The organism is Ohtaekwangia sp. (assembly GCF_036786105.1).
GTDB lineage: Bacteria > Bacteroidota > Bacteroidia > Cytophagales > Cyclobacteriaceae > Ohtaekwangia.
Genome location: NZ_DAIQRQ010000036.1, coordinates 3,029 through 16,986, shown reverse-complemented (window position 1 = coordinate 16,986; position 13,958 = coordinate 3,029). Strand labels below are relative to the sequence as shown.

Sequence of the window (13,958 nt, the reverse complement as noted above, 5' to 3'; positions counted from 1 at the left end):
CATTATGCAAACAAGTATACCTGCTGTTGAGAGAAAAATTGCCAGAGGATCTCAACCTCTTCTTGGGAAGCTGGGGACTAAATGTAACTGATATTAATGAGGCGCTACGGTAAGATATAGAACTCCATAAGCTCAGCCTGGTCAATTATCGCAACGTTAAATCCGGGTAAACTCCCCGAATATAGCGACCCTATCATTTTTACACGGTTACTTAGACGCTATCCTGAACGCTATGGAATTTTAACGGTAATGGTTGTCATTACATTGGGCTCGCTATTAATTTCCATAGTGCCTCCAAGTATTTCCAACGCTTTTTTTACCATGAAGAGTCCCAACCCATTACCAATCGATTTTTCTGAGCCCCGATAAAACATATTTGATATTCGATCGATAGCCGATGAAGGGATGCCCGTTCCATTGTCGATCACACGTATAACAAGCTGATTTTGCTCCATGCTCAGTACGCATTTAGCATAAGGATCATTGTTGCCTCTGAATACGATACTGTTCTCCATGAGATTGGCAATAATGCATCTAAGCAACGCTGCATCACCCGTAAAGACCTGGCCTATTCTATTTTCGAATTCAATTTTTACAACGTTATTGGCATTCAGTTCTTCAATAGAAGTTTTGATGGCGTGAATCAGGTTATCAACGCTGATTAATTCTAACGTACGTTGTGCCCGAAACAGCGAGCTCGTTTCATCTAACCGCTTGAGAAGTCTTAACATGCGTGTTGAAGTCTTTTCAATATTTGCGAAGTATAGATTCAATTCACTCACAGTCTGCTGGGTTTTTCCCAGGCGAGCGAGGCCAAGTATAGTGGCAATAGGGCCTCTTAAATCGTGGCTGGACCGGTATAGAAATGTATCGAGGCCTTTATCCGTTTCGGTAAGCTTTTTAATCGTATGGGTTAGCTCGGCAGTTCTGTCCTGAACGAGTTTTTCAAGGTTTGAATTAACCCGTTGCAGCTCTTCATTTGTAGAGTTTACTTCTTCATAGGCCTGTTCCAGCCTCCTGTTCTTCTCGTTAATCTCTATCTTTTGTGTTTCCACCAGATTGGTGCGGGCCTTAACGACCTGTTCGAGCTTTATCTTTTGTTTGAATAGCAATTTTGTGCGGAAGTGAATAATGAATGCCGTGAGTATAATCAGAAATATAGCAGCTCCAAACTTCGTCTCTAATCTTTCGTACCACCTGGGGATAATTATAATTTTGATGCTCGCAGCATTTTCATTCCATTGTCCGCTTCTGTTCGAAGCGCTTATTTTCAAAGTATATTCACCCGGTGGCAGATCGGTGTAAGTGGCTGTGCGGCTGGTATTCGCATCATTCCATTCTTTATCGAATCCCACCAGATAGTACCGGTACTGGTTTTTCTTGGGGAAGTTGAATTCAAGACATGCAAACTCAAGTGAGAAAACATTTTGATCTGCCTGCAGCGTGATTGATTCGGTTTGAGAAATACTTCCGGTTAAAAGGCCGGACTTGTCATTAACTTTTACGGGTTTACTAAAAAGGCTAAGTTGGGTAAACACAACCTTTGCCTTGGTTGTGTCGTCTATTATGTTCTCTGTGCGAAAAACATTTAAGCCATTGGTACCTCCCAGGTAATATGTACCATCGAAGCTTTTCAATCCGGCACCATCGTTAAATTGTATGCCTTGCAAACCATCTGCTATTGTGTAATCATATAGTTTTGAGGTGGAAGAATTCCACTTGTGTACGCCATCAACCGATGTAAACCATACATTGTGCGAATCATCTTCGAGTACGTTTGTAATGAATTTTTCTTTAAAGGCAGCGACAACTGTTTTAAAGTTAAATGTTTCAGGATCGAACAAAATCAACCCTTTATTCCCGGTACATATCCAAAGTTTTCCTTGCGAGCTCAACCTGATTACTACTATTTCATTGGTGGGCAGGCTTGCAGAGTCTCCGGGTATATTTAGAAACGACTTGAATGTTTTTGTTGCAGGCTCGTAGCGATGAAGCCCATCCAGTCTCGTTCCTATCCAAACATTTCCTGCACGATCTTCCGCCAGGCTATACACTGCCGGGGTATATTTCGGCCCTGTTACATGAAGCTGTTGAAATACTTTTCGATCCGGAAAGAACTCATCTAATCCTGCCAGCTGGCCTGCATAAACTCTATGCTTGCGATCTTGGAGAAGTGACCATACATGGTTGGTGGTTATGGTTGCTTTATTTCCGGGCACATGCATATAGTGTGAAAAGCTCCCTGTTTTTGTATCCAGGTAATTAAGTCCACCACCGTATGTACCTGCATATATATTATTCTTTTCATCAACCACCAGTGATTTTATAACGTTGGTGTTTATACTGTTCTTACTGGCAGAAGCGTGCCGGTAAGATGTGAAGGATTTTGTTTCAGGATCGAATTTATATAGCCCGGCTCCATCCGTTCCAATCCAGATTTTATGATTCTTATCCTCAGCAATTGCCAAAACCGAATTCTTTCCGATGCGTTCCATATCGAGGTCGAAATACCGGTAATGTTCAAAGCGTTTGCTGCCTGCATATACAACCTGTACACCTCCGCCAAACATACTTAGCCAATATGTATTCCGCTCATCCACAAATATGTTTACTATATTTCCGTTGTGAAGATGCCTGCTTTGGCTACCCAGAATCTGCCTGAAATTTCCTGTATCATCCTGTTTATATATACCTGCGCCATCCGTGCCCACCAGAAGTTTTCCGTCTCTGTCAACGGCAAGTGAGCCCATGATTTCACTGTTAAAAAATGGTTTATCGGGTATTGATGTAAAGCGTTCAAATGTTTGGTCATTCTCGTTATCCAATCGAAGCACGCCATTACCATTCGTACCAAAATATAGCGCGCCTGTCCCGTCCTGAACCATACTGATAATAAGATCTGAAGGTAAACCGCCCGGAGCTTCATTATGGTTTATGGTGCGTTTTATGCCAGTTGAACCCATAATACAAATACCTTTATTGGTAGAAGCCCAGATGTCTCCGTTTCTGTCTTCCATGAATGCGTCCACCGCGCCCAGCCCGGTATTGTCGTTTTTGTGATCGTATTTTGTAACTTTAAAGGTCTCAATATCAATCTTATAAATAAAGCCGTACGTGGCAACCCAAAGTTGATGGTGGCTGTCTTCTAACAGGTCAAGTGTCGTACTATGACGGCCGTTACGCCACGGTGGCTCCATCAGAAATTTTCGAAATGTTTCGGTTTTGCTATCGTAGAGATTCAATCCATGGTATGTTCCTACCCATAGCCTTCCTTTACTGTCAAGCAACATATTTCGAATGGAATTGTTACTCAGGCTGGAAGAATCCTTATCAGAATGGTGGAATTGTACAAAGGAATACCCGTCAAATCTGTTAAGACCATTGCCGGTACCCATCCACATAAAGCCGTTACCATCCTTAACTACACACGAAACATTGTTTTCTGACAATCCATCTTCGGTGGTTAAAGTATGATTATAAGCAATAATAGGTGCGATTATTTGCTTCTGGCCATATCCGTAATGCGGGGATACAGATACAACGATTTGCAGAAACAGTACAAACAGTTGGAATGAAAGTATACGAGAAGGCACTTACCAATTTAAAAAAAATCCCTATGCTCACATACCCTTCGAGGGCGTTCTTTCGAAATCCTGGCCCATAATGGCATAAATGCTTTGGGGCTGCCAGCAAACCTGCCACCATAGTGTGCTATTTTCTTGAGGGTGATTCCTGTCATTTTTAAACAATTTCGTACTAAATATATACTGCTTACTCAATTCATCTGCAGCCAGCCTTGCCAGCACAGGCTGTTCAAGGCTAATAAAAACAATGGCATCTTTCATTTGAGATTACCTCAAATTAGGGAATAACTTTTACCAATTTATCCCCAAAATCGAGTTATAAACTCTTGATAAGGGAAAATATTGTCTAAGCATCCATTATATAACGGTGCTACACTCGCTGTTCTCACATCCCCTCTTAACTTTTTAGTCAGAATTATAAATTAACCTAACTGTACCAGGTAATTTAGTCTTGCAACATACGATCCAGTTCTTCCTGTTTGCGAAACATTGCTTCTTGTGTTGCCTGCAATTCTTCCAGATTCTGACGCAACTCTTCCTCTGTGGCGCGCATCTCCTCAGTCTGTCGCTGGGAGATTGTAAGCAATTGCTGCATTCTTTCAGTAGTGCGCACACTTTGCAATGCAGACGCTACAAACTCACCGGCCTTCTCAAGAAATATTATCTGGTAGTCTTCAAACTTTTCGAGGCTTGCCAGTTCAATGATGGCTTCTATCTTATCATTATATTTCATCGGAACTATTACCAGACAACCCGGTGTTGCCTCGCCCATGCCTGATGTTATATAAGTATATCCCTGTGGTAACTTGGTAAGCAAGGTTGTTTCACCTTCCAGGTATGCCTGGCCAATAAGCCCTATACCGATATCTACTCTGCGTTCTATGAATTTCTTTCGGTCATACGCATAGCAGGCCGCGAGCTCCAGATATGAACCAGTGTCCTCTTCACGCAATACAAACAAGCCGCCCTGTTGGGCACCAAAATATCGCGTCAGAAATCGAATTACCTCATTTGATAATTCTGTTAGATTATTTTGATGATTACGGACAATCTCTGAAAATCTGGTGAGTCCTTCGTTGGTCCACAACCTGCGTTCTTCCTCACGCTTCAACTGCTTTAACTGCTCGCGCATATTGGTGAGTCGTCCGGCAAGGCTGGTTTTATTACGTGATTCATTGGCATCATTCAGTCCCGCCCATTCGGTAGTATATTTACCTTCCGCTATATTCTCAATAAACTCACTGGCTTGCTGAAGATTTACAATGGAGTTCCCTATAATTTCCTCAGCATTGGAAGCTTCAATAGCCGTGCCCGGATCAAAAATATACCGCCGGTTATTCTCTTCCAGCTTCATAAGCAGTGATTGTCGCTGTCTTTCATCATTTCGCATTTTGTAGATTACAAAACCGAGCGTAGGCAAACCGATCAGCAGTATAAATGCCTGCAGGTATAAGTTATTATTAACAGCAGACTGGTACTCAATGTTGGCCTCAGCTTTGAGTACCTTTTCATAGTTAATGATCTTCATACCTACATCAATCCATTTGAGAAATACCTGCAAGCCCCGGTCTTCTTTCATCATTGCCTTAACCCTCTGCATGCTATCCAGATCAACAGATTTTTTCATTTCCAAAACAAAATCGATATAGTCATGATATGTTTTGCGCAAACTTTCAAGCTGGGTTACATCATATTGCTGACTATCCAATGCCACTTTGATCTTATCGAATCTTTTGTCTACTTTCATTGTAGCTTCCATGGCAGGGCTAAGCAGGTTTACATCTTTTGTAACACTGTATCCTCGTATTCCCATTTCAAGGTTATGCAGCAACTCTACTACCAGGCCGTTAACGTTCTCCGAAATTTCGTCCGATTTAAGTATGATAGCATTGTTCTTTACAATGATGTTTTTGTAATGATAGATCAGTAACGCATTGAAAATGATCAGCAGTGATACAATAAAGACAAGTGTTGCTATGCTTCGTTTTTTTATAAATGGTATTAACTTCATGACTATTGCCTATATATTAAAGAATGTATTAGAATCTAAACCGTTGTATTATCAACATCTGTCAGCACCTATAACTTCAACCGACCGCTATTAAAAAAAATCAACTAATCAAAATATGTGTACTATGATTAAGTGATGAATTCTTTTTATGCGCGAAAATTTCGGCAAGTATACCAAGCCTCCATGCATCAAGCTCTAAACATCACACCGACAAAATAGTGGTCATTACAAAACAACGAACCGTTTATAACCGGCACTCCATATATGTTGTGTAGTCAAACAAGTCCTCTGATACACAATCGTCTCAAAAAAGTATACGTGGTTTGCTTGCCGATTTATAGCTGTCAGTAGTGAGTGCTTGTAAAAAAAATATGCAGACTTTTATTACATCATCCTGGAAACACCTGCAATATGAGCTACTGCTGAAGGAGGTGGCGTCCCTCCACTAACGGGGTTGAATAGGTTTTTCTAAATTCTTCTCCACTTACCTTTCGTCTTATTTTCAGGGAGGACTACTTTGTACGTACAGCTGCTCCCGTTATACAGGCGTCTCAAAAGGATGCCCATATCGTCTCACTTCAAAAAGATTACGCTAAGCCTTTATGTGTGTATAACACGTTGGGGCGCAAGTATGAGTATAAACACAAACAGTATTTAAGTATTATTACGGATACTGGAATCCCTTTTCTGTATCTATCTTCGATATAAGTTTGGTGCCGAAGTGGAAGCAAAGTCTGATAAGGCACATCATTGTCAATACCAACTATCAACAATAAACCGATTTAAATGCCAACGTCTATGAACAGGAACATGCCTCCACTACCCGAGATGGAGCTGCCGCAACTATGGCATTGCATTGGAAACTGGCCGGCTATCCGCTTCTGGCTGTGCGATCAAGCCCCGAGTATCATACTCTGTCATTATAAATTTCTATCAATAAGCCACTGCCTGCTGTAAGAATATCCCTTATAAATAAAAAAACCTCAACTCTTTATGAAAACGCGTATATTCATTGACTCGATCTTACGCCGAAACCTCCGTATATTCAAGATTCGCTCGCTATATATAGTGATGCTTTTATTTTGCCTGGCGTGTGAGGTCTTTGCTCAATCACCGTTAGAAAAAATCAAATTTACAAGAATAGCGGCAGCACTATCCAATCCTCGTGTTTCATGCATTTTACAGGACTCGCAAGGTTTTCTATGGGTGGGCACAGAAGATGGGCTCAACAAGTTCGATGGCTATGAGGTTACTGTATATCGTAATGATCCAAACGATACCACCAGCCTTTTAAAAAATGTTATTCTGAAAATGTTTGAAGACAGTCGCGGTGTACTCTGGGTAAGTACCAGCAGTGGCGGGCTTCACATGTATAATCGTGAGCAAGACAATTTCAGACGCCTGCCGCGGTATTCGTTCGATTGTGAGGTAACTGAATTCCACCAGGACGATAGCAGTGTGTGGGTCGCGGGTATATATCATCACAACGCTTTTGCGGATCAAATCAACAAGAAAACAGGTCGTAGTCGAAACTATATACTTTTTGATTCACGTCATCCGGTACATACCCTTGTTCCTGCCTCCGATCATGAGTTTTGGGTTGGTATTCGCGACACGGGATTTTTCCGTTGGGATCCGAGAAAAAAAGATATTCGTCAAATCTTCTCATCGAAACTTAACCGTGCTATAAAAGGCGGGGACCATACGCTATGGATTGCTTCGCATGAAGGCTTGCAAAAATATAATACGCTAACGAATGAAATTATAGTCTACAATACACATACCACCCCTGCCCTGCCTGTTGACAATGTATTGAACGTTTCATTGGAGGGAAAGTATCTTTGGGTAGGTACAGAAAATGGCGGGCTTTGCAGATTAAATACAATTACCAACGAACTGCTAACCTTTCAATCCATCAAAAATGATCCGAAATCATTGCCTGACAATTCTATACACGCAATTTGCAAAGACCGCCAGGGGAGAATATGGATTGGTACCTATTCCAACGGCATAGCTTTTACAGACCGGTTGGGTGAAAAGTTCAAAGAAGTAGATATACCACTGGAGAATGACGTTGTAAATGCTATTGTACTGGATTCCAAAAACCGTCTGTGGGTTGGCACGGAAGACGGCCTTATCATGAAATCTGCGCATGGCATAAAACACTACAAACACACGGCTGCCAAAGAAAGCCTGCAGGCCAATCCTGTACTGGCTATTTATGAAGACAAGCAGCAACGCATCTGGGTAGGTACCTGGGGAGGCGGCCTGAACCGTTATGATGAGGCACATGACCGATTCATTCACTATATGCCGGATGAAAAGCGTAAAGGAAGCCTCTCCAATCCCAATGTATTTGCAATAAGGCAGTCAACAACAACACAACAACTGCTGGTAGCAACTTATAACGGCCTGAATGTGCTTACCGATGAACGCGCGGGTACTTTTGAACATGTTCGGGAATCTCAATTTGAAGTCAATAACTACATTCATACTATCTATGAAGATAAAAAAGGGAATCTCTGGGCCGGCTCACTCGAAGAACTGTTGCGTTACGATCCCATTCAAAAAAAATTAACCCGATTTGAAACAGCAACACACCCTGACTCTATACAAGTAGGTGGATTGTGTAATAGTATATTGGAAGACAGTCGCGGACGACTTTGGGTTGGCACACGGAAGGGACTGCATCTTCTCATTGACGGCAAGTTCAAAAAAAGATATACCACTCAGGATGGGTTACCCAACAATATAGTACAAGGTATACTTGAAGATGACGCTGGTAACCTGTGGCTAAGTACCGCCAAAGGAATATCACGATTCAATCCTGACAAGGGAGTGTTCCGGAACTATGACATAGCCGATGGCCTCCCGGGGAACGATTTTAAATCGAATGCATACGCGCGAAACAAGAACGGGCAATTCTTGTTTGGAGGTAAGGGAATCTGTGTTTTCAATCCTGACAGTGTGCGCGACAATCCGTTTGTTCCAGGTGTCTTCATTACTGAGCTTCGTATTCTTAATGAGCCCGTCAAACCAGGAGATCATGGCGGCCTGCTCAAGAACCAGATCAGTGAGACGAAGGTGATAACCCTTCCTCCCCAATATAATTTCTTTGCTTTGAAGTATGTGGCAATCAACTTTACGGCTACCGATAAAAACCGGTATGCTTATAAACTGGAGGGCTTTCATAAAGACTGGAATTATGTAGGCGACCAGCGGTCGGTTATGTTTACGAACCTTGATCCGGGTATGTACACTTTCAAGGTAAAGGCCTGCAACAACGATGGTTTATGGAATGAGCAAGGGGCGCAACTGGTCATTTATGTACTGCCTCCGTGGTGGCGCACCTGGTGGGCCAAACTGGCAGGGATACTGCTGCTGGCAGGTGCCGCTATCTGTATATATACATTACGGGTACGCAACATTCAAAGACGAAACAAGATGTTGGAAATGCAAGTACAGAAGCGAACCGAGGAACTGGCTCAACAAAATGAAGAGCTGATCCAGAGCCAGGAAGAAATATCAGCACAACGCGATGTTGTTTCGGCACAGAACCTGGAATTGCAAAAAGCACGGCAGATCATTGAAGATCAAAACAACGTGATCGTGATGCGAAATGAAACGCTGGAAACTGAAGTGAAAGAAAGAACACGTGATCTGGTAGAATACAATCAGCAACTGGAGCAGTTTGCATTCATCTCCGCTCATAACCTTCGTGCTCCTGTAGCCCGCATACTTGGCCTTGGTCACATATTGGAAATCGCTAACAGCGATCTGAATGAAGCCCGATCCATCATTGATAAAATTGTGTTCACTACACAGGAACTTGATCGCGTAGTAAAAGATCTGAACACGGTACTCGATTTACGCAGAAATTCCACTTCTGTAATTGCCCCGGTTAACCTCGAAGAGGAACTGCGCCTCATCAAAATAAATCTGGAGAAAGAAATACAGGATACACATACAATATTTATCGAAGACTTTTCGAAGGGTGATACGCTATGGGGGGTTAAACCTTATATAGACAGTATATTCATGAATCTTATCAGCAATGCAATCAAGTATCGCCACCCAAGGCGGAATCCGGTAATCACCATACGCTCGGAGGTACATGACGACCAACTATACATCAACATACAAGACAACGGCCTGGGTATAGATTTGAATCTATATAAAGAAAAACTCTTTATGCTCTATAGTCGTTTCCATTTGCATGTAGAAGGAAAAGGTATGGGGCTGTTCCTGGTAAAAACACAGGTATCGGCTATGGGTGGCAAAATTGATGTAACCAGTAATCTGAACGAAGGCACCTGCTTCCGCCTTGCCTTCAAACTAGCACATGCCGTTTAAACGCTGAAGACCTGTTGTGTCACTGGCGAGCACAACAGGTCTTCAGCTTTTTTCCAACACGCCTTCCGCGTCTATCGATCTTCACCACGCATGTTGTTCAGCTCTTCCTGTTTACGAATCATTGCTTCCTGTGTTGCCTGCAACTCTTCCAGATTCTGTCGCAACTCTTCCTCGGTGGCGCGCATTTCTTCAGTTTGTCTTTGCGATACTGAAAGCAATTGTTGCATCTTTTCTGTGGTACGCACACTTTGCAAAGCAGATGCTATAAATTCACCGGCCTTTTCAAGAAATGATATCTGGTGGTCTTCCAATTTTTCAAGGCTTGCTATTTCAATGATAGCTTCTATTTTATCATTATATTTCATGGGTACAATTACCAGGCAACCCGGTGTTGCCTCGCCCATGCCTGATGTTATATAGGTATATCCCTGCGGTAATTTTGTGAGCAATGTTGTTTCTCCTTCCAAATATGCCTGGCCAATAAGGCCTACTCCTATATCTATTCTGCGCTCCATGAATTTCTTTCGATCAAAAGCATAGCATGCTGCCAGTTCCAGGTATGAATCTTCGCCTTCTTCGCGCAATACAAATAAACCTCCTTGTTGTGCCCCCAAATATTGTGTAAGAAAGCGAATTGCCGAATTTGACAATTCCATCAAATTGCTCTGATTATTACGAACGATTTCAGAAAATCCATTGAGACCTTCATTCGTCCATAACCTGCGTTCTTCCTCACGCTTCATCTGCTTTAGCTGCGCTCGCATGTTGGTAAGTCGCCCGGCAAGACTGGTTTTATTAAGCGCCTCGTTGGCATCATTCAGTCCTGTCCATTCCGCAGTATACTTACCTTCTGCTATGTTTTCAATAAACTCATTGGCTTGCTGGAGATTCACAATAGAATTTCCAATAACTTTTTCGGGGTTAGTAGCTTCAATGGCGGTGCCGGGATCAAAAATATACTTTCGGTTATTCTCTTCCAGTTTCATGAGCAGCAACTGTCGCTGTCGATCATCGTTTTGTATCTTGTAGATTACGAAACCCAATGTAGGCAACCCGATCAGCAGGATAAATGCCTGCAGGTATAAGTTATTATTTACAGCAGATTGATACTCAATGTTGGCCTCAGCTTTTATCCCCTTCTCATAATCCATAATCTTTATACCTGTGTCAACCCATTTAAGAAATACCTGTAGGCCCCGGTCCTCCTTCATCATTGCCTTAAATCTCTGCATGCTATCCAGATCAGCGGCCTTTTTCATTTCCAAAACAAAATCCATATAGTCATGATACGCTTTGCGTAAATTTTCCAGCGGAACCACATCGTATTGCTGACTATCCAGTGCGGTTTTTATATTATCAAATCTATTGTCTACTACCTTTATAGCATCCAGGGTCGGGCCAAGCAGGTTTACATCTTTGGTAACACCGTACCCGCGTATACCCATTTCGAGGTTATGTAACAACTCTACTACCAGTCCGTTAACGTTCCCTGTGATTTCGTCTGATTTACGTATGATCGCAGCGTTCCTTACCATAATGTTTTTGTTGTGATAGATAAGCACTGCATTGGTAATGAGCAGCAGCGACACAATGGAGACTACAGCTGAAATGCTCCTTTTCTTTATAAATGATAATAATTGCATGATGTATAATTAATTAAAGCCAATCGGTATTTTTTGCACCTGCCAGGATTCTCGCATGCAAACCACTACACAAATGGGTATAGGTTTACACATAATAAGAATAATGAAGAGCGTCTTCTATCCCGCATTCCCAAATCTACGGTAGCAGCTTATGAAACGGTATTGAATAACTTCGTTAACAGACATAAAAAAGTTTCAACCAGCGCCCGACTCTATCAAAATAAATATAACCACAAACCAACAAACATCACAACCTGACAGGCATCTTGATTGTATCGTAAGTGATTAATATTATGCTCGAATTGCGCCATAATCCGGCACCAGTGATTTGCAACACATTGAATCTTGACGAAGCATCGCCTCGTCAAGATCAACCTTTTTCTTTCCGGAATAATCTGATATCCTATCTTCCTACTAAATACCTGGAAGCATTACAGTTCTATTCTCATTACATCTGTATTTTAAACACTACCGCAATATTGTTAGGAACAGACTTGAGCTTTTCAATCACCAGCCCGTTTGAACTTTGCTTCCATAAAACTTTCTCTTTACTGCCCAGCACTTCAATTCGTTTGACTACGGCTTTGCCTTTGCCCAATGACTTTATAGATATACTTTCGGCTGGAGTACCCATTACCGTAGCATAAAGAACATTGCCCTTGCTATTAAAGCGTATATCATCGGAAGTTAACCGGATCTTTCCCTCGTTAAAGCCTTGTACGTTTACAGGGTTGGAAACATTCACCGATGGACCCTCGCCAAAGGTTTTCCAGGGGCGAGTATCAAATATACTTTCGCCATTCACTTTCATCCAGGCCGCAATATCTTCCAATATGGCTACTTCCTTATCATCTATTGATCCATCGCCGCGCACAGGTATATTCAAAAGCAGGTTTCCGTTCTTGCTTACTATATCTACCAGCATCAGGATAACATCTTTTGCTGATTTATACTGTCCTTGCTCGTAAATTGATCGCTTATAATGCCAGTCGCCTATACACGTACAGGTTTGCCACGCAAGCGGCTGAATCTGTTCAGGAGCACCTCGCTCAACATCCCACACCATACATTTCTTTTGCTCTTCATTGAGTACTTTTCCGAATAACACAGCCTCCAGTTTTCCCTGGTGTGTTGCCTGATTCTGGTTGTAATAATGTGCGGCAATCTTTAATCCTACATCACTTGCCGGATAGAGCGGAAGAACGCTGTCATCAAAGTAAAGCAGATCAGGATGAAACCGATCTACGAGATCAATAACCCGGTTATAAAATTTATCGCAATACTCAGCCGAAGGGGTTGACGCGCCATTATCCCAATTCCATTGACCCCATAGGGAATAAACGTCCTCGCTACCTTTACTCAAGGTATGACGTTGCGCATAGAGGTCCTGCGGATCAAGGCCTTCCCACCATGTTCCGGTTCCTTCATTTTTCGTGATATTGCCATCATAAGGAACACCGGCAAGTGGTCCGTTTTTATCAGATCCCTGCGATGTTTCAAACCACGTCCAGGCATGCGAAGCGTGTACGCTTAAGCCGAACGGCAGATTATTATTTTTTGCTGCACGCGCCCAACCTGCAACAATGTCTTTCTTTGGTCCGACCCGCACTGAATTCCACGGTTGATACTTACTATCCCACAAGTCCAGGTTATCATGATGATTGGCCATAGCGAAAAAATACTGTGCACCTGCGCGCTTATACAATGCCACCAGTTTTTCAGGATCCCAGTTTTGTGCTTTCCAATCATTGATAACTTCTTTGAAACCTGCCTTTGAAGGATGTCCATAATTAGCAACGTGCCATTTATACTGTTCACTGCCCTCATGATACATATATCGTCCGTACCAATCGCCTTGCTCGGGCTGACACTGTGGTCCCCAATGTGCCCATATTCCAAACTTCGCGTTGCGGAACCATTCCGGAACCTGATATTCTTTCAGCGATTGCCACGTTGGCTCGAATTTACCGGCGGTACCTGTGCCCTGCTGGGCCTGAACAAGGGTTACTTGCTGAAGGGCAAGCACCACAAATGCAATAGAAATTATTTGTCCTCTTCTCATAATGCGTGATAAAAAAATATAGTATATATAACCAACCTGTTCTTCACCTATATTTAAGATATTTCAGTTAAATCAAAGTTTCACAAGGTTAATAAAGAATACATCATTCCCTGATCTCAAATTCGTGCGAGAAAATGTTTCCGGATTTACCTGCACGATTTACTTCAGAAATGGAGAACCATCATTTTGTTTTTTGATCTGCTCTGCCTGTACCCTGGTAAGTTGCGTTGGCTTTCCCATAGAAAGGTAGGTGGAATACGCATCGTTGCTGATAGCCTACTTTATACACCTGCAGCGCATATATA

6 protein-coding genes are annotated in these 13,958 nt (G+C 42.3%); 1 reads left to right on the top strand and 5 read right to left on the bottom strand.

Features of this window, described 5'->3' with window-relative positions:
* Nucleotides 1-230 precede the first annotated feature (230 nt).
* The 3 genes from V7Q33_RS14900 to V7Q33_RS14890 all read right to left on the bottom strand — a co-directional run bounded on the left by V7Q33_RS14900 (nt 231) and on the right by V7Q33_RS14890 (nt 5,595).
* Nucleotides 231-3,449 (bottom strand): two-component regulator propeller domain-containing protein, encoded by a 3,219-nt coding sequence (locus tag V7Q33_RS14900; RefSeq protein ID WP_333820336.1) that lies wholly within the window; start codon nt 3,447-3,449, stop codon nt 231-233.
* A gap of 171 nt (nt 3,450-3,620) precedes the next feature.
* Nucleotides 3,621-3,845 carry a hypothetical protein gene (locus V7Q33_RS14895; protein WP_331980455.1) on the bottom strand — a complete coding sequence of 75 codons (225 nt, stop codon included), beginning with the start codon at nt 3,843-3,845 and terminating at the stop codon, nt 3,621-3,623.
* A gap of 184 nt (nt 3,846-4,029) precedes the next feature.
* Nucleotides 4,030-5,595, bottom strand: coding sequence for a GAF domain-containing protein (locus V7Q33_RS14890; protein ID WP_333820335.1), 1,566 nt, complete (start codon nt 5,593-5,595; stop codon nt 4,030-4,032).
* 993 nt (nt 5,596-6,588) lie between these two features.
* On the opposite strand from V7Q33_RS14890, the gene V7Q33_RS14885 reads away from it, so the two are divergent.
* A complete protein-coding gene (locus V7Q33_RS14885; protein ID WP_333820334.1) occupies nt 6,589-9,948 on the top strand; it encodes a two-component regulator propeller domain-containing protein in 3,360 nt (1,119 codons plus the stop codon).
* 71 nt (nt 9,949-10,019) lie between these two features.
* Here the strand turns inward: V7Q33_RS14885 and V7Q33_RS14880 are convergent, their stop codons facing one another.
* On the bottom strand, nt 10,020-11,591 hold the full coding sequence (locus V7Q33_RS14880; RefSeq protein ID WP_333820333.1) for a GAF domain-containing protein: 1,572 nt from the start codon (nt 11,589-11,591) through the stop codon (nt 10,020-10,022).
* 448 nt (nt 11,592-12,039) lie between these two features.
* Entirely contained in the window at nt 12,040-13,653 is a 1,614-nt protein-coding gene (locus tag V7Q33_RS14875; protein WP_333820332.1) for an alpha-L-fucosidase, read from the bottom strand.
* Nucleotides 13,654-13,958: the final 305 nt, after the last annotated feature.